At 32.3% G+C, this 19,680-nt stretch carries 17 protein-coding genes and 1 riboswitch; of the genes, 6 read left to right on the top strand and 11 right to left on the bottom strand.

The genetic code is table 11. The features are described from left to right. Positions 1-134 precede the first annotated feature (134 nt). The 4 genes from B3578_RS13610 to B3578_RS13625 form a co-directional block, all read right to left on the bottom strand. Positions 135-578 carry a hypothetical protein gene (locus tag B3578_RS13610; protein WP_291049503.1) on the bottom strand — a complete coding sequence of 148 codons (444 nt, stop codon included), beginning with the start codon at positions 576-578 and terminating at the stop codon, positions 135-137. A 155-nt stretch (positions 579-733) separates the two neighbouring features. After that, on the bottom strand, positions 734-1,726 hold the full coding sequence (locus B3578_RS13615; protein WP_291049505.1) for a bestrophin family ion channel: 993 nt from the start codon (positions 1,724-1,726) through the stop codon (positions 734-736). Beyond that, positions 1,641-2,135 carry a hypothetical protein gene (locus tag B3578_RS13620; RefSeq protein ID WP_032132841.1) on the bottom strand — a complete coding sequence of 165 codons (495 nt, stop codon included), beginning with the start codon at positions 2,133-2,135 and terminating at the stop codon, positions 1,641-1,643. Before B3578_RS13620 ends, B3578_RS13615 begins: the two co-directional genes overlap by 86 nt. A gap of 20 nt (positions 2,136-2,155) precedes the next feature. After that, positions 2,156-2,857, bottom strand: a complete 702-nt coding sequence (locus tag B3578_RS13625; protein ID WP_032132848.1) for a VIT1/CCC1 transporter family protein — start codon at positions 2,855-2,857, stop codon at positions 2,156-2,158. Positions 2,858-3,447: 590 nt separating this feature from the next. On the opposite strand from B3578_RS13625, the gene B3578_RS13630 reads away from it, so the two are divergent. From B3578_RS13630 to B3578_RS13640, 3 genes are all read left to right on the top strand, one after another. Further along, positions 3,448-4,089: a DUF6266 family protein gene (locus B3578_RS13630; protein ID WP_115001161.1), complete on the top strand. Its 642-nt coding sequence runs from the start codon at positions 3,448-3,450 to the stop codon at positions 4,087-4,089. A gap of 569 nt (positions 4,090-4,658) precedes the next feature. Then, the gene (locus B3578_RS13635; RefSeq protein ID WP_125349309.1) at positions 4,659-4,865 is read left to right on the top strand and encodes a helix-turn-helix domain-containing protein; all 207 of its coding nucleotides are present in this window, start codon (positions 4,659-4,661) and stop codon (positions 4,863-4,865) included. Between the two features lie 146 nt (positions 4,866-5,011). After that, positions 5,012-5,359, top strand: coding sequence for a hypothetical protein (locus B3578_RS13640; RefSeq protein WP_125349230.1), 348 nt, complete (start codon positions 5,012-5,014; stop codon positions 5,357-5,359). 253 nt (positions 5,360-5,612) lie between these two features. Here B3578_RS13640 and B3578_RS13645 read toward each other — a convergent pair whose 3' ends face one another. Then, positions 5,613-7,562, bottom strand: a complete 1,950-nt coding sequence (locus B3578_RS13645; protein ID WP_260542696.1) for an oleate hydratase — start codon at positions 7,560-7,562, stop codon at positions 5,613-5,615. A 93-nt stretch (positions 7,563-7,655) separates the two neighbouring features. Then, positions 7,656-8,531 (bottom strand): helix-turn-helix domain-containing protein, encoded by an 876-nt coding sequence (locus B3578_RS13650; RefSeq protein ID WP_286496848.1) that lies wholly within the window; start codon positions 8,529-8,531, stop codon positions 7,656-7,658. A 293-nt stretch (positions 8,532-8,824) separates the two neighbouring features. On the opposite strand from B3578_RS13650, the gene B3578_RS13655 reads away from it, so the two are divergent. Beyond that, the gene (locus tag B3578_RS13655) at positions 8,825-10,015 is read left to right on the top strand and encodes an MFS transporter (protein ID WP_291049517.1); all 1,191 of its coding nucleotides are present in this window, start codon (positions 8,825-8,827) and stop codon (positions 10,013-10,015) included. A 9-nt stretch (positions 10,016-10,024) separates the two neighbouring features. Continuing rightward, the gene (locus tag B3578_RS13660) at positions 10,025-10,462 is read left to right on the top strand and encodes a hypothetical protein (protein ID WP_291049520.1); all 438 of its coding nucleotides are present in this window, start codon (positions 10,025-10,027) and stop codon (positions 10,460-10,462) included. Positions 10,463-10,513: 51 nt separating this feature from the next. On the opposite strand, the gene aceA is transcribed toward B3578_RS13660, so the two are convergent. Together aceA and aceB are read right to left on the bottom strand one after the other, a co-directional pair. Beyond that, the gene (gene aceA, locus B3578_RS13665; RefSeq protein WP_349676205.1) at positions 10,514-11,791 is read right to left on the bottom strand and encodes an isocitrate lyase; all 1,278 of its coding nucleotides are present in this window, start codon (positions 11,789-11,791) and stop codon (positions 10,514-10,516) included. Between the two features lie 77 nt (positions 11,792-11,868). Continuing rightward, positions 11,869-13,455: a malate synthase A gene (gene aceB / locus B3578_RS13670; protein ID WP_291049523.1), complete on the bottom strand. Its 1,587-nt coding sequence runs from the start codon at positions 13,453-13,455 to the stop codon at positions 11,869-11,871. A 117-nt stretch (positions 13,456-13,572) separates the two neighbouring features. On the opposite strand from aceB, the gene B3578_RS13675 reads away from it, so the two are divergent. Further along, entirely contained in the window at positions 13,573-15,060 is a 1,488-nt protein-coding gene (locus tag B3578_RS13675) for a helix-turn-helix domain-containing protein (protein WP_291049525.1), read from the top strand. Positions 15,061-15,404: 344 nt separating this feature from the next. Continuing rightward, a riboswitch (SAM-I-IV-variant riboswitch) is annotated at positions 15,405-15,504 on the bottom strand. Positions 15,505-15,572: 68 nt separating this feature from the next. Here B3578_RS13675 and B3578_RS13680 read toward each other — a convergent pair. From B3578_RS13680 to B3578_RS13690, 3 genes are read right to left on the bottom strand one after another with little or no spacing between them, the layout of a single operon-like run. Beyond that, entirely contained in the window at positions 15,573-17,462 is a 1,890-nt protein-coding gene (locus tag B3578_RS13680) for an ABC-F family ATP-binding cassette domain-containing protein (RefSeq protein ID WP_125349237.1), read from the bottom strand. A 35-nt stretch (positions 17,463-17,497) separates the two neighbouring features. After that, positions 17,498-18,679: an ABC transporter permease gene (locus B3578_RS13685; RefSeq protein WP_291049530.1), complete on the bottom strand. Its 1,182-nt coding sequence runs from the start codon at positions 18,677-18,679 to the stop codon at positions 17,498-17,500. A gap of 6 nt (positions 18,680-18,685) precedes the next feature. After that, complete coding sequence (locus B3578_RS13690; RefSeq protein ID WP_291049533.1) at positions 18,686-19,678, bottom strand: HlyD family secretion protein; 993 nt, start codon at positions 19,676-19,678, stop codon at positions 18,686-18,688. Between the last annotated feature and the right edge of the window lie 2 nt (positions 19,679-19,680).

The following is a 19,680-nucleotide window of genomic DNA, read 5'->3' on the forward strand; positions in this document are numbered from 1 at the left end:
AAAGAGAGTTTTTAAGCAAACCTAATTTTACATTAATATATTTTTCTAAAAATAAACCTCGCTTAAAAAGGCTTAAACGAGGTCATATATTCTGTTTTTTACTGTAAATTGGAGTTGTGCAACAGTTACCGATGTTAGCAGAAGTTGTTATTTCTATTGATTTTAAGATTTATTCCAATCAAAATAATTGTTATAATTACTGGAGCGATTGCAAAATAAAGTTCGAGATAATTTTCTTTAAAATTCTTAATACTTTCATAAATATTAATCCAGGATTGCATTCCGTTAATAAATGTAAAGAAGCCAAAGTAACCAATCAAACTTAAACTTAGTAATAAAATCTTCAATTTGATTTTCTTCTGAAGATTAGCTATTAATTGCAGTGTTAATCCTGCAAATCCACAAATACCAAAAAGTATAAGTATAATCATAGTTAAGTCTTCACTCGTTGGTTTTTTAAGTAAATCTGAGAATAAACTTGGTAAGAATATTAAACTAATACCCAATAAATATATAGCAGGAATAATTCCAAAGATTGATAGGGTTTTTACTAATATATTCTTCTTTTTTGAAGTCATTTTGTGAACAATTTCTGCTAACGGTTTGCAGCTTGGCGAAGTGGCGGAAATCGAAGCACAAATGTTCAGTTTTGTACAAAAGTTCAATCGAAGAACTGCCGTTGAATTTAGCACTGAACCCGCCATTTTGCCAAACTGCTGTTAGGCGTAGTTTTTTATTTCAGTTTGTCTTTTACTTCGTTACAATTTTGTTCTATTGTTTTGCAAATTTCATCTATTGTTACAGAAGTCTTTTTATTTTCAGAAAACGGTTCGCCAAATAAGTTAGCTAACTTATTAATTGTCAAAAATGCTGTACTAATAATTACCATTATTGGAATAGCCAAAAACTCAAATCCACTGTCTTCGCCACCCAAGTCAATGTCGCCAATAAATAATGGAATAAGTATGACATAAAAGCTCACAATTATTTTGGTAAATGCACTGTAAATCATCAAAAAAGGTGTGTTCTTTATTCTTTCAGCTTTTCCTTGAATGTCATAAAACCGATTGATATGTTGCATTAAATCTCCTTTTTCAATGTTTGCTTTTGAAGTAAAATTGTCTTCAATTCGCTTTGTTATTGCAACCAATATTTCGTTTGAGATTTTGTTTTCGGTATTTATTTTAAACTCGTTTAGAATTGCAATTGTTTGCTCATTAAAAATTGGCTTGAAATTATGGTGCATTTCATTTTTTAATTGACGAATGTATAAAATGCTCAATTCAATTAATTTGAGGGCTTCAACTTTAAAATCGGTTTTTGTTGTATCTTTAAAATTCTCTTCATTGCCATAATAGGCATAAATTTTAGCAACAAAACTTCGTGTATTGTTAGTCAATTCACCAAATATTTTTCTTGCTTCCCACCATCTGTCATAAGCCGAATTCATTCTGAAACCCAAGAAAAAAGCGACCGCAAGTCCAAATACAGAACCAATTTGTCCAGATATCTTGTAAATGTGGTCACCGAAATACTCTTCAAGTCCAAGAACAAGAATTGTGTAAACCGTTGTAATTAAAATAAACGGTGTTGCAATTTTTAATAGTTGAAGTAGCCCTTCTTTTTCTGTCTTTATCATCCTAATCGTCTTGGTCTTCTTCAGCGTTTTTGTTTTCTGATGCTGGAATATTATTGCCGCTTCGAATTTCTGTGTGTCTAATTTCACCGCCAGTTGTACCTGTCTGTTTAGCAAAGAATAATACCACAAATGCAAAAATCAATGTTGCAATTGAAATTATTGAAGAAAAAGATTTTTGTTTAAAACTCGCCCAAAGTCCAAGCAAAGAAATGCCACCTAGTATATAAGATAGAATAGCGAATGTTTCTGCTGCTTCTTCGTGGCTTTCTATGAAGTTTTCCGAAACTCCATTTATATTTTCTACTACTTCTTCTGCTCCTTCTCCTGTATTCATAGCTGCTATTGCGGCTAATGCACCGAAAACAAAAATCATAAATGCCGTTCGTTTTACAGCTTCTGATTTTGAAATAAGACCTGTAATCATTACGATTACCCCAACAATAGGGAAAATGATTGGTAAATGATTTACCACTAAATGCCAATGTGCTCCGTTCATATTATTATGTTTTTTAAAAATTAAATATTTACTCCAAAAAGGTAACCAACTAACGCAGAAAGTACCATTGCAATTGTTCCCCAAATGGTAATTCGCAAGATAGCTTTTTTAATGCTTGAACCACCTGTTTTTGCAGATGTCGCTCCTAAAATAACGAGAAAAATTATCGTGAAGCCATATAACCAATATTCCATTCCTTTCACTGGTGCAAAAAGAACAACTAAAAGCGGCAATACGCCACCAACTGTAAAAGATGCTCCTGATGCTAAAGCCGCTTGTATTGGATTTGCTTGACTTATTTCGTTGATGCCTAATTCATCTCTAATGTGTGTTGCCAAAGCGTCTTTTTCTGTCAATTCAATTGCCACTTGTCTTGCGGTTTCTTTTTTTAGTCCACGTTTCTCATAGATTTGAGCCAAAATATTAAGTTCTTCTTCTGGCATTTCTTTTAGTTCCTTAATCTCTCTTTCAATGTCTGCCTTTTCAGTGTCGGTTTGCGAACTTACCGAAACATACTCGCCTGCCGCCATAGATAAAGCACCCGCAACAAGTCCTGCGACTGTTGCCAATACAATAGGTTCTCTAGTCGAACTTGCAGCCGCAATTCCAATGGCAAGACTGGAAATAGAAATTATTCCGTCATTTGCACCAAGAACAGCAGCTCTCAACCAGTTGCTTCGGTGTATGTAATGGCTGTCTAAATAGTTGTCGATTGTTATCATATTCTTTTTTTGTCTTGTTACTGTCGGTCGTTTTAAAATTACGCCTAACATTGTTTTTTCACGAAACTGATCTAGCTTTTGTTTCGTAAAAAATCAACTATATCCGCATTTCGTAAAATTAGAAGCAAATATAATTATTTTTTTGTAAATAAGATACTTATAAAAACAAAATTCATGTATCACGAAGTAATTTGATGTAGAATGTAATAATGAATGTATGGATAGCGAAACAAAGTATTCTTGCATCATTTTATTTTTACAATTTCAATTTCCTCCCACTTTTGTTCGTGTTTTCTTCGACCGTTCTTCGACGAGAATGCCGTTTTTCCGAAGATTCGTCGAACAATGGTCGAACAATGGTCGAACAAGACCAAAATTGACCAAAAATTCAACTTCTCTCTAGCTCTTATAAATAGGAGGTTAGCGAGGTTTTTATTTTGTTATATTACTATTATTGTGTAAAAAGCAACTGGACAAAAGTGGACAAATGCGGGCAGAGCAGGGCAAATGCGGGCACAAAATTGTGTTTTTGTAAATGGTGTTGTTTCTGTTGCTAACTTTATGAATATTAACAATAAAAACTTGCAATTATGGCAGAAATTAAAAAAGGAATCCTTGGTGGATTCTCAGGAAAAGTAGGAACTGTAGTAGGCGTTAATTGGCGCGGCAAAGACATTATCCGTAGTTTGCCAAAAAAATCTAAAAGCCAACCTACTGATTTGCAATTGATGCAACAAATCAAATTTAAGAAAATTATTGGTTTTTTGCAACCAATTCGTCTTATTCTTAATTTATATTTTGGGAATAGAGTCGGGCTAAAATCGCGCTACAACATCGCGACTTCTTATATGCTGAACAATGCATTGGAAATGGAGAATGGTTTACCTGTTATTGTATTAGAGCGTGTATTGGTGTCGAAAGGCGATTTGGTTGGCTTTTTACAACCTACGATAGAGACGGCAGGTGGGGATAGTTTCCAAATGAATTGGGAAGATAATTCTGGGCAAGGCAATGCGCAACCTTCGGATTTTGTGAATCTTGTTTGTTATTGCGAGGAACTAAATTCGTTCGAAGTGTTTCAGAATGTTGTAACTCGTGATTCTATGATTATAGATGTTACTTTACCAACGTATTACAATGGCAAAAAAGTGAATTTTTGGGCGTTTCTGAATAGTGAAACAAAGGCTATGGCGAGTACCAGTATTTATCTTGGCGAGTATATGGTTGTGTAAAGGTAGTAGTGAGGTAGTAGTAAAATGAAGTTCGTTGATTGGAGTGATTTTTCGGTACAATACTTTGTTTAACGGCGTAGAAGAGTGAAGAAGAATCGTATCGAAAATAGAATTTTATAGATGTTGTTCAAATTTATTTTGACCACATAGAAACATAGTTTTAGTTGTGATGGCTTATAAAGATTAGTTGAAAATACGAATAGGTAGACTACTAATTGGAAAGCAAAATCATTTGGTTCTATGTTTCTATGTGGTATTTTTTTTGCAAAGTGAATATGTGTTTTTTTTTCAACTTTATGTTTGGTGTAAAATTCTGGGAGAACCTTGCTTGTATTTATGGTTTTAATCCTAAAACTGTTCAACGATACATTGGTTTATTGTCGAACATAATCGATTTGAGTACTCTACAAAAAGTAGGGTGATAGCTAGATTTCGTGTAAAGGAATATTGTTTGTTTGGTAAATATTTGGTTATTAAGTATTTATTTTATAAATTAGTACATCTTAACATCAACTAAATATATGAAAAATGATTTATTTTTACAAAACGATGGAGAGGCATTAAAGGATATGAAGCTCCTGCTGATAGAATTCCAAAAAACTTTTCTACTATTAGAAGAAAATCAGAAATTCTATGATAACGCAGACCTAAAAAGTTTGCTTAACGTGAGTGACAAAACGTTGTATAGGATGAGGAAAACGAATAAGATTCCTTATATAAAATTTGGAAATAAATTTTATTATCCAAAACAGTTCTTTAACCAAATGGCTCTTTGATAAGAGCTTTTTTTGTGGGGTGTTGGGAGTGGTTGAGATTTTGTATATTGGAATGTTGTTGAATGAAATATAGAAATGACAACTTTTTTGTAAAACAGGTTTTGTTTATTCTTGTAAAGAAATATTGTTAAGTTTAATTTTGTAAAATGACCCTGACTGATAGTATTGGAAAAATTATAACCGAAATAAAATATTGTTATAACCCAGAAAATAAATATGGATTACAGGAGTTTGAGTCTTTTATAAAAATTGATAATGATAAACTAATTCAAATTCCTTACTTTCCAACAGAAGAATGGAATGAAAGTGAAACTTTAAAAAAGTTTGAATTAGCAAGGAAAGTTGAATCTAAACCAATAGAATTAATTTTAAATTTAAAAATCATTAATTATCATTTTAAATATTTCGAAAATGAACTTGATGAAATGGAGAAAGCAATAATTGAGCTTGAAAATGGACTATATATTACTGAGAAAATGGACCATTTGGATTAACTGATGTTGATTTGCATAGTATGCATACAATAGAATTTCTAAAATTAAAGGAAAATATTGAATCAGAATTTGAAATAAAACCTTTAATAATTCAATAATAATATCACTATAGCTAATATTTATTAATAAAAGCTGGTATAGTTTTTAAATAGAAAAAATATAGTAATACTCAAAAAGCTTCTAAATCACTAAAGATTTAGAAGCTTTTATTGGTTTTATAGTATTGGTATTCAGGATTGAATTGAGGGTGATTTTAACCTCTAAAATGTCCTACCCATTCTTTGAATTTACCAAATTGTTCTAATAGAAAAGATTCTTTTTCTTCTTCCTCTTGAGGAGAATCTGATCCAATAGGTAGAATATGTTCAAAATAAGTTCCTTTTAAAACTTTATTCAATAAACCTTCACCCATAAATGGTTTATCATCGTTCAACGTTTTAGTTGCTTTTAATAAATGACGAATGTCGTATTGTAATGGATTAATGTCTGGAACTTGCTTATTTAAATTAAGTAATTCATAAACTGCAATACGTGCGGTACGAACAGAACTTTCCATTGTGAAAACTACATCGTTATTGGTTTCTACAAATTGACCAACTAAACCTAGATTCTTACACTCAGCTGGAACTACTTGTGGGCGATCTCCTTTTGCTCTAGGCATAAACATAGATGTGATGTAAGGCATATAAGCAGAACGAGTGATTGTATTCTCAATAACGTCATCTATTTGGTCTTCAATTCCTAAATGATAACATAATTCTGTTAGGATTTCGTTTCCTGTACAAGTAGGCATTGTTTTCTTGATGTAGTTTCCTTCTTTATCCATAAATAATGCATAAACCCAAAGAACTAAAATATCATCTGGTTGTGTAGGAAAATGTGGTTGACGATTACAAGTAAAACTCATTAACCAATTAGAATCTGTAATGGTAATAATTCCACCTGTAACAGTTTGACCTGAATATGGATCATTAACAGAATATTCTTTTAGTTTTTCTACTAATGCAGAAGGTTTACAAGTTAAAGTAACAGATTCCCATGAAGATTTTTCAATATTCCCACAAAATTTTTCTGGACGACCAAAAACAGGAGATTTAGCAGAAAGGTTTTTCCATAGTTTCCATCCTGCACTTTGACCACTAGTATTATTATCTATCGCTAAAACTGGTGCCGTTGTATTATCTCCATACGCAGTATCTTCAGTCATAGAACCAGTAGTTACAATAACATAATCATTTGGTGTAACAGGAATAATTACATCTTGTCCATCTTGTTCTGTTATAATTCCTTTGACTACTTTTCCTTCTGTATTAATTAATAAATCTAAATCTTTAACCAGTGTATTTAACTGAATTTTTACTCCTTTTTCTTTTAACCATTTACCTAATGGCGTAACAAAAGTGTCGTATTGATTGTATTTAGGAAATACCAATGAAGAAAGATCATTTAAACCATCAATCGCATGTAAAAAGCGATGCATATATAATTTGAACTCTAGTAAACTATGCCAATTCTCAAAGGCAAACATTGTGCGCCAAAATGTCCAGAAATTACTTTCTAAGAATGATTGATTAAAATAATCTTCAATCGTTATGTCGTCCAATTCTTCTTTTTTCTTCAACAAAAGTTTGATAATAGCTAATTGATCTTTCTTATTTAAACCAAATTTACTAAAGTCTTTTACTTTCCCTTTTTCATGAATTAAACGTGCAATAGAATAATTAGAATCATTATCATTTACTAATCTATATTCGTCTAAAACACTATAAGGTTCTGGTAACTCTAATGCAGGAATGTCTTGGAAAATATCCCATAAATTCTCGTAGGTACAATCCATTTCTCGACCTCCTCGAATTATGTAACCATCTTTTGCATTTCCAGCTCCATCTAACGAACCTCCTTCAACCTGAAGTTGTTCTATAAATGTGATATTCTCTGGAGTGAAATGTCCGTCTCTAATAAAATAATAGGCAGTAGCTAAACCTGCAATACCACTTCCCACAATATATACCTTACTGTCCTTATAAGATTTTGTAGGAATTCCTTTATTGCGTTGGTAATTTCCTATCTGATCAGAGAAAGGATAAGATTTTTCTGGAGTGTTTCTTGGTGTTTCTTTACTTGCATCTGGTTGATGATCAATATTTCCGTAGATAGTAGAATGATTTAAAACGTTGTCAAATTTTGAAGTAACTTTATCCATAATTATTTATTTTAAGATTCTAGAATAAAATTACGCTTTATTATTTTTCTAAAGTATCCCGAAATTCGTCATTTGTATCCCAAATTTCTTTTTTTATATATGTTGTTGTTTTCTATATTGTTGAGGAGAAATTGAAGTGTATTTTTTAAAAAACCGACCAAAAGATGAAGAAGAGTTGAAACCTAGATCTAATGCTATTTGGACAATTGTTTTCTCTGAGTAGCCAAGCAAAACATACGCTTCTTTTAATAAATACTCGTCAATAATAACATGTGGAGTTTTCTTAGTTGCTTTTTTTACAAGGTGAATCAAATATTTATTTGTAATAAACAATTGATCTGCATAAAACTGTACGTCTTTGTGAGCGATAACATTTTCTTGAACAAGTTGTGTAAACTTACAAAATAGAGTGTTGATTTCGCGGGAATAATTTTTATTTACTTTTGAATATTGTTCAGCAATTATAGAGGCAGATTCAAGAAGTAAAGTAAAAATAATCGATCGAATAATATCTTCTAAGAACAAAACATTTCTTTCTCGTTGTTCTTGAAGATAATTGATTAACATTAAAAGATGATTCGCATCTTTTTTATTTGCCTTACAAACTGTAAAGTTTTGATGTGTAAACAAATTAAGTTTATCAATAAAGAAAGGATTAGAAATGTTTTTAAGGAGAAAATTTTTCTCAAAAAACAACAATTTCATTCTAAAATTAGAGTTAGTATCTAGAATTTTCAAAACAGTAGAAGGAGCAGAAATCAAGAATTCGTTTTGAGTAATAAAATATTTCTGAGAATCTATCTCAACTTCTATTGAGCCAGATAAACAAATACAAAATGCATAAAAGTCGATTCGAAAAGATCTTTCAGGAAACGCAAAAATTGGATTTCCTGATGAGATATAATATAGTTTATTACAATTTACGCCATAAAAAGACAAGGTCTCTTTTAGGTTTTCATAGTTTTTCATGCTTGAAAATAATAGTTGGTTAGATCGTTTTTTTAGGGTAGTAGAATTGATATAGCAAAAATAAGAATTGTTTAGTAAGTAATTAAATACAATAAGGTATTTTAACTGTATTCTAATGTAAAAGTTATTTTCATATCAACTAAGTAGTTATTAAATAAGAAATTTCATGAATATAATCAATGAAATATCGGCTAACAATGTTGAATGATGTAGTAATTTTTTGTAACAAGTAATACTTTTGGATTGTGTAGTTTGTTTCGGTTAAGATAAATTACCTTTGCAAAAAATCCGTTATGTTTTCTGCCATTAATAAAAAATTAAATTTAGATCCCGTTTATAATCTCCATTTTATTTTAATGTGTTTGAGTTCGTTGTTGTTTTCAGCGAGTTTTAATATGATGATTCCCGAGCTACCTGCTTATTTAAGCAGCATGGGAGGAGCAGAATACAAAGGATTTATTATTGCATTATTTACCTTGACAGCGGGAATTTCGAGACCTTTTAGTGGAAAATTAACCGATAAAGTGGGGCGGGTACCTATTATGGCAGTCGGTTCTATTGTCTGTTTTGTATGCGGAATTTTATATCCTGTTTTAACAACCGTTTCAGGTTTTTTATTTTTGAGATTGGTACACGGCTTTTCGACAGGTTTCAAACCCACTGCAACAGCAGCTTATATTGCAGATATTATTCCGCGCGAACGTTGGGGCGAAGCATTGGGCTTGCACGGAATTTGTTTCAGTATCGGAATGGCAATTGGACCTGCATTGGGAAGTACAATTACATTATATACATCGATTAATGTGATGTTTTTTACGTCTTCGTTTTTTGCATTATTATCGATATTGATTTTATTCAATATGAAAGAGACCTTGCAAAATAAACAAAAATTTTCGTTCGGATTATTAAAGATTTCGAAGCAAGATGTTTTTGCAAAAGAAGCTTTGCCAGCGGCATTGATTACGTTTCTTTCGTATGTTGCTTATGGTTCTATATTGACATTAATTCCAGATTGGACCGAACATTTAGGTTTTCAAAATAAAGGCGTTTTCTTTATCGTATTTACAATATCATCTATGATGGTTCGTTTCTTTGCAGGTAAGATATCTGACCAAAAAGGGCGTGTGTTGGTGATAAAATTAGGCTTAGTTTTATTGATTATTGCATTGGTACTTTTGGCTTCTATTGATGCAAAAATAGGGTTGATTTTAGGAGGTTTGATGTATGGCATTTCAACCGGAATTCTTTCTCCTGCACTAAATGCATGGACAATAGATTTTAGCAAACCTGATGAACGTGGAAAGGCAATGGCAACGATGTATATTGCGTTGGAAGCGGGGATAGGATTTGGAGCATTGTGCGCGGGTTGGTATTTTCAGGATTATTTGGATCGTATTCCGATGGTGATTTATGTTTCGGCATTTATTTGTCTTTTGGGAACCATTTACATGCTGAAATTTAAGAATAAGCCTCAAACAATTTAATTGAAAGAAATGAAAGCAGAATTATATCAATTTATAGCACAACAAATCGACGATAAGATAACGTATTTGAATGGTTTGATTGACGATTTGCGCGCCTCTAACAACGATACTAAAAGTAGTATGGGCGATAAATACGAAACATCGCGCGAAATGATGCAACAGGAAATTACTCGAATTCAAAATCAATTGAATGAAGTTTTGATTCAACAAGACATCTTTTCTAAAATAAAAATTGTGGAAAACAAAACTATTGGTTTAGGAAGTTATGTTGAAACTACGATGGGGAATTTTTGTATGGCGTGTAGTTTTGGAGAAATTATTTTCGAGAATAAAAAGATTTTTGTTCTATCAACTCAAACACCTTTGGCTAGAATCTTAGTTGGAAAATCGGAAAAAGATACGTTCGAAATGAATGGAAAAGTTTTTGTAATTAGTAAAATTAATTAAAATAAAAAAGGACGTAGTTGCGGTACGTCCTTTCTAATTGAAAAGTATGTATTAGAATTGTGCGGCTTCCGTACTTTCGGCCATAGCTGTAGTAGATGAAATGCCTTGTTGCACTGTGTTTTGTACGTAATCGAAATATTGTGTTCCTACAAAAGATTGGTGTTTTACAGCTGCAAAACCTTCTTCTTGTAACGCAAATTCTTTTTCTTGTAATGCCGAATATCCCGCCATTCCTTTGGCTTTGTATGCACGTGATAACTCGAACATAGAGGTATTCATTGCATGGAAACCAGCTAAAGTAATGAATTGGAATTTGTATCCCATTTCAGCTAAATCTTCGCGGAATGTTTCCATTTGAACTTCTGTTAAATGTTTTGCCCAATTAAATGATGGGGAACAATTATAAGCTAACATCTGATTAGGGTATTTTTCTCTGATAGCTTGTGCAAACTCCCTTGCCATTCCAAGATCTGGATTAGATGTTTCCATCCAAATTAAATCAGCATAAGGCGCATAGCTTAAGCCTCGATTAATTCCTTGTTCCAAACCATTTCTCACATTGTAAAAACCTTCAGAAGTTCTACTTCCTTGGATGATAAAAGGTTGATCTCTTTCGTCAATATCCGAAGTAATCAAATTCGCAGCTTCTGCATCAGTTCTGGCAACCAATAGAGTAGGAACGCCACAGACATCTGCTGCTAAACGCGCTGCAACCAATTTGTTAATTGCTTCTTGTGTTGGAACTAAAACTTTTCCACCAAGATGACCACACTTTTTGGCTGATGACAATTGATCTTCGAAATGAACGCCAGCAGCACCAGCTTCTATCATTTGTTTCATCAATTCATAAGCATTCAAGTTTCCTCCAAATCCAGCTTCAGCATCGGCAATAATCGGTACCATATAATCAATGTTTCCTTGTTGGGTAACAGATTGTATTTCATCGCGACGACGCAACGCATTATTAATACGCTTTATCACCATTGGAACCGAATTGGCTGGATACAATGATTGATCTGGATACATTTCTGCCGAAAGATTTGCATCTGCAGCAACTTGCCATCCCGAAAGATAGATTGCATCTAAACCAGCTTGTACTTCTTGTATGGCTTGATTACCATTTAAAGCACCTAAACCCGCCATAAATGGTTTTGAATTCAAACCTTCCCAAAGTTTCTTAGCCCCTAATCTTGCTAAGGTGTAATCGATGTCCAAAGAACCTCTTAATCGAATTACATCTTCTGCTGAATAAGGACGAACAACGTCTGTCCAGCGTGGATTAGTTCCCCAATCCTGCCGAATCTTCTGAATTCTTTCTTGATTGCTCATAATTGTGTTTTTTGTGTTTTGTTTATGAATGTGTGTTGTGTGTGTATTTCTTTTCGTGTGTGTTTGGTTATAAGGGCTTAATCAATATACTTATAGGCTTCTAATGTTAAAAATTCGGTAAACTTGTGCGATAAAACTAATTCGTCAAAGATTGAAATAGCTTCTTCAAATCTTCCGTTCAAATAGTTTTCCTCACCAACTAATTGTTTTATTTTCTGAACCTCTTCGGCTCTTAATTTTTTGTATTTGTCACTGTTAAATTCGCATCCGTTTTCTAATGTAATCGACTGGCTTAACCATTGCCAAACCTGCGTACGAGAGATTTCTGCTGTTGCTGCATCTTCCATTAAGTTATATAAGGCAGCGGCTCCTTTTCCAGATAACCAACTTTCGATGTATAAAATTCCAACATTAATATTGTCTCGAATTCCTTGTTTTGTAACTGTTCCTTTTGGCAATTCTAACAAAGCCTCGGCAGTTGTTATAACATCTTCTCGCTTATTATCTATTTGATTCGCTTGTGGCATGTATTCGTCAAAAATATCTTTTGCGACTTTTACCAAAGCAGGATGCGCAACCCACGTTCCGTCATGTCCATTTTTTACTTCGCGAAGTTTATCATTCTTCACTTTTTCGAAAGCGATTTCATTGGCTTTTTCATCATTCTTAATCGGAATTTGAGCAGCCATTCCACCAATTGCATGTATGTTTCGTTTATGACAACGTTGAATAACTGCTTGCGAATATGCAGCCATAAAAGGCGAAGTCATCGTAACTTGTGAACGATCTGGAACAATAAAATTTGGGTGTTTCTTAAATTTTTTGATATAAGAAAATATATAATCCCAACGACCGCAGTTAAGGCCTGCGATGTGGTCTTTTAATTCGTAAATAATTTCATCTAACTGAAAAGAAGCTGTTATAGTTTCGATCAAAACTGTAGCTTTAATCGTAGCTTGTGGAATGTTTAAATAATTTTGCGCGAAAACAAAAACATCGTTCCACCAGCGTGCTTCTAGGTGATGTTCTAATTTAGGAAGATAGAAATAAGGCCCACTTTGCTTGGAAAGTAACGTGTGTGCATTATGGAAAAAATATAAACCAAAGTCAAATAGTGAGCCTGATATTTCTTGTTTATCTATTATGATATTCTTTTCATTCAAATGTAAACCTCTCGGTCTTACAAGCAAGACAGCAGTCTTTTCGTTTAATTGATACTTTTTTCCATTATTTTCGAATGAAATAGTACCATTTACTGCATCTCTTAAATTTTGTTGTCCTTGAAGATTGTTATCCCATGTGGGAGAATTACTATCTTCAAAATCGGCCATAAATGTTTTAGCGCCAGAATTTAACGCATTAATTACCATTTTACGATCGACTGGACCAGTTATTTCAACGCGTCTGTCTTGTAAATCAGCTGGAATAGGAGCTGCTGTCCAATCGCCATTTCTGATTTCTTTTGTTTCTGACAAAAAAGTTGGAAAATTACCCAAATCAAAAAAGATTTGTCTTTCTTGTCGATTCGCCAAAAGTTCTAAACGTCTTTCGTTGAAATTTTTGTGTAAAGCTGTTAAAAATTTAACCGCTTCGGTTGTCAAAATATCTGGATAATTATCCAGCTTATTCTGTGATAATTTTAATTCACTTGTAATAGTATCCATTTTTTGTGTTTTTGTTGTAATTTTGGTTTTGGTTATTCGAGCGGAATTTTACTCCCAGCGAACGTTCGCTAAATTATAAAAATTCGTTTACATTTACCAAATATTTTTGAAAAAATTATGCAAGAAGAATACATTAAATTAATTTTTGGTTTAAAACTAAAACAAGTTAGAATGGCTAAAGATTTGTCATTGTTTAAGTTATCTAAGCTAACTGGACTTTCGAAATCGTATTTGAATGAGATCGAAAAAGGTAAAAAATATCCAAAAACTGATAAAATTGTTGCTCTTGCCGAAGCGTTGGAAATTCCTTACGATGAGATAGTTTCCTTAAAATTAGATAAAAATTTAGCACCAGTCGCTGAGATTCTACAATCAAATTTATTGCAAGAAATTCCTTTGGAACTCTTCGGAATTGAAGAAAGAGATTTAATTGAGATCATTTCTAACGCCCCAATGAAGGTAAATGCGTTTATTTCTACGTTGATTGAAATAGGTAATAATTACAATCTTACACGCGAAAGTTTTTTCTTGGCTTCGTTGAGGTCTTTTCAGGAAGCAAATGATAATTACTTTCCTGAAATTGAAAAATCGGCAAAGAGTTTTTTACAAGAATATTTGATTGAATCTGAGGATTTTGTAAAAAATGAAACGATGGAGGAAATTCTGAAAGAGGAATATAATTATACCATTGTTTATGAAGATTTCACTTCTTTAGGAGGGAAGGATTTAGCGAAATTGCGTTCTATTTTTATCAAAGAGAAAAAACTTTTGTATATCAATATCAATTCTGACAATGATCAAAAACGATTTATTTTAGCGAAAGAATTAGGCTATAATTATCTTGATTTGAAGGAACGTTTGTATACATTTTCGTGGGCAAGTTTTGATAATTTTGATCAATTGTTAAACAATTTTTATGCGTCTTATTTTGCTGGAGCTTTGTTGCTACCAGAAGAAAAACTGTTGAAGGATATGCAGAATTTGTTTGCTTTAGAACATCATGATTTGTCTAATTTTCAAGAAATTCTAGGAAAATATACCGAATCACCTGAAACGGTTTATCAACGAATGACAAATTTGTTACCCAAACATTTTAATATTCGTGATTTGTTTTTCTTGCGTTTGTCAGCAAAAGTTGGTTCAAATTCATATAAATTAACGAAAGAACTTCATCTCAATCAACAACAGTCGCCGCAAGCAAATGAAACGGATGAGCATTATTGTCGTCGTTGGGTTTCGTTAAATGTTTTGAAAGAATTGGAAAAACATCAAGATGATCATCATGAGATTTCTGCACAAATTTCGTTGTATCCGTTCAATAATAATCAAAAATATTATGTAATTTCTTCTGCAACGAAAGATCCATTCAATCCAAATTATTTACGAAGCGTAACGATTGGTGTATTGTACAAATCAGCTCAACGTAAAGTGAAATTTATGAATGATCCCTCAATTCCTGTAAAAGAAGTTGCGGTTACGTGTGAAAATTGTGGTATGAAAGACTGTGCTGAACGTGTTGCTGAACCAATTCGTTTTGAAAAAGATATCCGAAATAAACGATTAAATGTTACGATTAATGATTTTATAAAAGAGCAGAGTAAGTAATATTATCTACCATAAAATAAAAAGGAGAACTTGTTTCAAGTTTTCCTTTTTTTATGTTTAATCTAAATATTCTAATCTATTTTCAATTAATATTACATAATGTTGAAGCGAAAATGTGTTTCCTCTTTCTATGGTTGTGCAATCAAAATTACGGAATTGTAATTCGTCAAATAATGTTTTGACATAACATCTTCTTACAGAATTCCAGGAACTGTTTCCTACATTTTATTAAAGCGATCGACTAATTCGTTGTCAGTTAATTCACGGAATAATACGACAAATTCATTTTTTAGATTTACCATTGTTTCAATTTTTAATGATAAAAACTACAGGATAGAGTGGAGAATAACCTTTTATTTTAGCGTTTGCCCTCATTTTATACCATCGTAGCGCGGTTTTGGCTCGGTTGGTGTTCTGATTTTTCAGAAACTCCTGATGATTGATAGAGTAAATATAGAAATGAATTTTTAAAACAAAAAAAGGAACTCAAAAAAAGTTCCTATTCAATATTTTTATTCGCTTAATTCTAACCAACGAAATTCTTTTTCTTCTAATTCGTCTACAATTTTTTGTAGTTCATCTCCAATAGTTGCGATTTTGTCGTACCCTAAATTTGGGTCGGAAAGTAAATTCGTTAATTCTTCTTTTTTGGCTTCAAGAATTGGTAAAGATTTATTAATTTCTTCTAATTCTCGTTGTTCTTTAAACGATAATTTTTTTGGTTTTGTCTCTACATTTTTCTCTTTCGATTCAACTTTTTCCTGAATAACGATTTCTTTTTCAGGCTTTTTATCGTCAGTTACAGGCTTGTTTTTATTCTCGATGTGATATTCTGTATATGTTCCCATATAACGAGAAATTTTTCCTTCGCCTTCAAAAATCATCAATTCATCGACTACCTTATCCATAAAATATCTATCGTGGGAAACAACTAATAGACAACCTTTATATTCTTCTAAGAAACTTTCAAGAACCGTTAAAGTAGGTAAATCTAAATCGTTTGTTGGCTCATCAAGAATCAAAAAGTTAGGATTTTTGTACAAAATTGCTAATAATTGCAGACGTTTTTTCTCTCCACCACTCAACTTTGAGATAAAAGTATGTTGTTGTTCTGGCGTAAATAAAAACATTTCTAAGAATTGTTCTGCACGCATTTCTTTTCCATTAGAAAGAGGGAAAAAATCTGCAATATCTTTCACAAAATCAATGACACGTTCGTCGCCTTTAAATTCTACTCCATCTTGTTTAAAGTGTCCAATATTTAAGGTTTCTCCACGTTCAATAGTTCCAGAATCCATAGTTTCGATTCCTTCTAACATTTTTAGGAAAGTCGTTTTTCCAACACCATTTTTTCCAACTAAACCAATTTTTCCACCACGAGCGAAAATATATGAGAAATCATCTAAAATTTTCTTTTGACCAAATGCTTTCGAAACATGTTCCATTTCGATGATTTTTTGACCCAGACGCGTCATCACCATTTCTAATTTTACTTGTTGATCGACAATTTTATGTTTAGCAACTTTTTCAGTATCATAAAACGCTTCAATACGAGATTTAGATTTTGTTGTACGCGCTTGGGGTTGACGACGCATCCATTCAATCTCTTTACGATAAAGGTTTTTCGCTTTGTCAATTGTTGCATTTTGATTTTCGATACGCAATGCTTTGTTCGTAATATAAGTTTCGTAATTTCCCGAATGTACATACAATGTTTTGTCTTCCATTTCAAGAATTTTGGTACAAATTGCATCTAAGAAATAACGATCGTGCGTAACCAAAATCAATGTTTTGTTTTCTTTGTTCAAGAAATATTCAAGCCATTCCACCATTTCTATATCCAGATGGTTGGTAGGCTCATCTAAAATTAAAAGAACATATCCAGTTTCGAAACTTAAATCAATCAAAAACTTCGCTAAAGAAATACGTTTACGCTGACCACCAGAAAGTTTTCCAATTTTTTGATCCAAGAAATCAATCTTCAATTTTGATAAAATTTCTTTGATTGTTGGCTCAACTTTCCATGCATCTAAAACATCCATTTTTCCCATTAAATCAATTAAATCAGGATTTGTTGGGTCATTTTCGATCATGTTTTCATATTGACGAACAACATCTAAAACTTCATTCGAATGATTGAAAATATATTCTTCACTTTTCAAGTTTTCGTCAAAGTCATCACTTTGATCCAACATCAAGATTTTAACACCTTTATTTGGACGAACTTCGCCAGAATCGGCAGTTTCTAATCCAGCTAAAATTTTAAGTAAAGTAGATTTTCCACTTCCATTTTTTGCTACGAATGCGATTTGGTCTCCTTCATTTACATGAAAATTTACATCTTCAAATAAAGTTCTGATTCCATATGATTTGGTTAGATTTTCAACTGTAAGAAAATTCATGGTTTATTATCTGTTTTGTAAATTAAAAAAAGATGCTAAATCTTTTCTGTTTCGATTTGTTTCATCGATTGTTTAGCTTTTCTTATTTTAACGATTAGAATAGCCAAAGATAAGACAAAGCAAATACTTCCTATTACAATTAGATTATTTAAATGCGGTTGAATTAGGGTAGGATCGCCTTTTTCGATGAAAAGTATTCGGAATATTTTCAAATAATGTGTTAATGGAATGCAATCTGCAATTGCTTGAATCCATTTTGGCATTTGACTTAAAGGCCATGTAAATCCACTTAAAATGAAACTTGGTGTTGCAACAACCATCAAAACTTCGGTTGCTTTTAGTTGGCTTGGAAGGAGAATACTGACTAAAAATCCTAAAAAGCAAACGGCTAAAATAAATGCAAGAGAAGAAGTGAAGAATGGCCAAAACTCGGTTTCTAATTTCATGTCATAAAACATTCCGAACCAATAATACAGCATATATATAAATACTGACATAAATAAATAAGGAAAAGTTTTGACGAATAAAATGGTAAATGGATTGGATGATTTTGAGATTAATTCATTAAATGTTCTGTTCTCAAATTCTGAAGCAAATGAAAGTGCTAAACCTAATAATAAAACCTGTTGTAAAACGGTTAATAAAACACCTGGAAGCATAAAATATAAGTAGTTTCCACTTCTGATATTTTGACGAATCATCGTTGATTTGAATGGTTCGTAGCTTTGTGTTGCAATATATTCTGGAACACCTTGTTTTCGAGCTGTTTCTATTGAAATACCAGCTTTCATTGTTGTTAAAACTGTAGTAATTGCGATTGCCGCTGTATTAGAAGTTAACGTATTTGAAGCATCTACAAAATAAGCGATTTCAGGTAATTTTTTTTGTTGTACATCAGACTGAAAGTTTCGAGGAATAACAACCACAACTTCAGCTCCGATTGCTAAAGCTTTATTCTTAGAATCAAATGTTGAAGGTAAAACTTCAGCAACTTTCACCGATTCATTTTCATCTAACATCTGAATAATTTTCTGACTTGTCATCGTATGATCTTCGTCTACAACAATAATTGGTAAATTGGTTACATTTCCTTTTTTATAAACATTTCCGATCAGAACACCATACATAATAGGTGCTCCCAAGAATAAAATTGGTAAAACAGGATTCTTGAAGAAAAGTTTGAATTCTCGTATAATTAAATGAAAAATCGTTTTCATCAGAATTTATTTAGCATTAAGATCCAAAACTACATTTGCTTTTGTCAATAGTTGAGCAGCTTGTTTATAGTCAACAGGAACAACTTTCACTTCATATTGCGATTGTTGTTGATCAATATCAGGATAAGCAGTTGAAATATTAGCATACGAATTAAGCACTTTTATCGAAACAATTTTACCTTTCAAAACCATATTATTTTTATAAGGAACTTTTAAATTGACGATTTGATTTTTTTGCAATTGTCCGATTTTATTCTCAGGAATTGTGAATCTAAAAAATGTAGTTTCTTCCAAAATCCCGTTTGCAATAGAATATCCAGCCAAAGCTAATTCTCCAACTTTTAGATTAATTGTTTCAACCGTCATATCTTGTGGTGCTTTGATGTATCTTTCCGCCTCAGCAACATCTACTTCTTGCAAAGCTCCCAAAGCACGCTCTTTTTGTCCCAAAGCCATTTGTTGTTGCTCTACACGCGCACCATTTTCGGCATCAGCTAATTCCGCTTTTGCAGCTAAATATTGGTTTTTAGCGCCTTGATATTTCGCATAAACTTCATCATAACTTTGTTGTGGAACAAGACTATCTCGAAGCATATTTTTTAGTCTATGATTTGATTTTTCTGCATAATCTAATTGTTCCTTCAAACCAGCAACTTTTGCACGCAATTGTTTCAATTGATTATCTGTTGCACCTTTTTTTGCCATTTCATATTGAGCTTCGGCAGAATTTACAGCACCTTCTGCTTGACTTTTCTTCGCGTCAACTTCTGGTAATTGTAAGACAAAAAGTGTTTGTCCTTTTTTCACTTCATCACCTTCGTGAACTAATATTTGATCTATTTTTCCTGGGATTTTTGTTACAACGCTAATTTGATCGCGCTCAATTTTACCTTGAAAAATAGTTTGCTCTTCTTTTTTATTTTCCTTGTCAGATGATTTACAACTTGTAAAAAGTATTAATCCGCTTAAAGCAAAAATATAGTATAGTGTATTTTTCATTA

The sequence above is a fragment of the Empedobacter sp. UBA1574 genome (assembly GCF_002322895.1).
In the GTDB taxonomy this organism is placed as follows: domain Bacteria; phylum Bacteroidota; class Bacteroidia; order Flavobacteriales; family Weeksellaceae; genus Empedobacter; species Empedobacter falsenii_B.

Excerpts from the sequence above, each read along its gene's own strand:
- B3578_RS13675 (WP_291049525.1), top strand. The coding sequence starts at position 13,573 with ATGCAAGAAGAATACATTAAATTAATTTTTGGTTTAAAACTAAAACAA.
- B3578_RS13685 (WP_291049530.1), bottom strand. The coding sequence starts at position 18,679 with ATGAAAACGATTTTTCATTTAATTATACGAGAATTCAAACTTTTCTTC.
- B3578_RS13635 (WP_125349309.1), top strand. The coding sequence starts at position 4,659 with ATGAAGCTCCTGCTGATAGAATTCCAAAAAACTTTTCTACTATTAGAA.
- B3578_RS13620 (WP_032132841.1), bottom strand. The coding sequence starts at position 2,135 with ATGAACGGAGCACATTGGCATTTAGTGGTAAATCATTTACCAATCATT.
- B3578_RS13640 (WP_125349230.1), top strand. The coding sequence starts at position 5,012 with ATGACCCTGACTGATAGTATTGGAAAAATTATAACCGAAATAAAATAT.
- B3578_RS13690 (WP_291049533.1), bottom strand. The coding sequence starts at position 19,678 with ATGAAAAATACACTATACTATATTTTTGCTTTAAGCGGATTAATACTT.
- B3578_RS13630 (WP_115001161.1), top strand. The coding sequence starts at position 3,448 with ATGGCAGAAATTAAAAAAGGAATCCTTGGTGGATTCTCAGGAAAAGTA.
- aceB (WP_291049523.1), bottom strand. The coding sequence starts at position 13,455 with ATGGATACTATTACAAGTGAATTAAAATTATCACAGAATAAGCTGGAT.
- aceA (WP_349676205.1), bottom strand. The coding sequence starts at position 11,791 with ATGAGCAATCAAGAAAGAATTCAGAAGATTCGGCAGGATTGGGGAACT.
- B3578_RS13610 (WP_291049503.1), bottom strand. The coding sequence starts at position 578 with ATGACTTCAAAAAAGAAGAATATATTAGTAAAAACCCTATCAATCTTT.
- B3578_RS13625 (WP_032132848.1), bottom strand. The coding sequence starts at position 2,857 with ATGATAACAATCGACAACTATTTAGACAGCCATTACATACACCGAAGC.
- B3578_RS13645 (WP_260542696.1), bottom strand. The coding sequence starts at position 7,562 with ATGGATAAAGTTACTTCAAAATTTGACAACGTTTTAAATCATTCTACT.
- B3578_RS13660 (WP_291049520.1), top strand. The coding sequence starts at position 10,025 with ATGAAAGCAGAATTATATCAATTTATAGCACAACAAATCGACGATAAG.
- B3578_RS13680 (WP_125349237.1), bottom strand. The coding sequence starts at position 17,462 with ATGAATTTTCTTACAGTTGAAAATCTAACCAAATCATATGGAATCAGA.
- B3578_RS13650 (WP_286496848.1), bottom strand. The coding sequence starts at position 8,531 with ATGAAAAACTATGAAAACCTAAAAGAGACCTTGTCTTTTTATGGCGTA.
- B3578_RS13655 (WP_291049517.1), top strand. The coding sequence starts at position 8,825 with ATGTTTTCTGCCATTAATAAAAAATTAAATTTAGATCCCGTTTATAAT.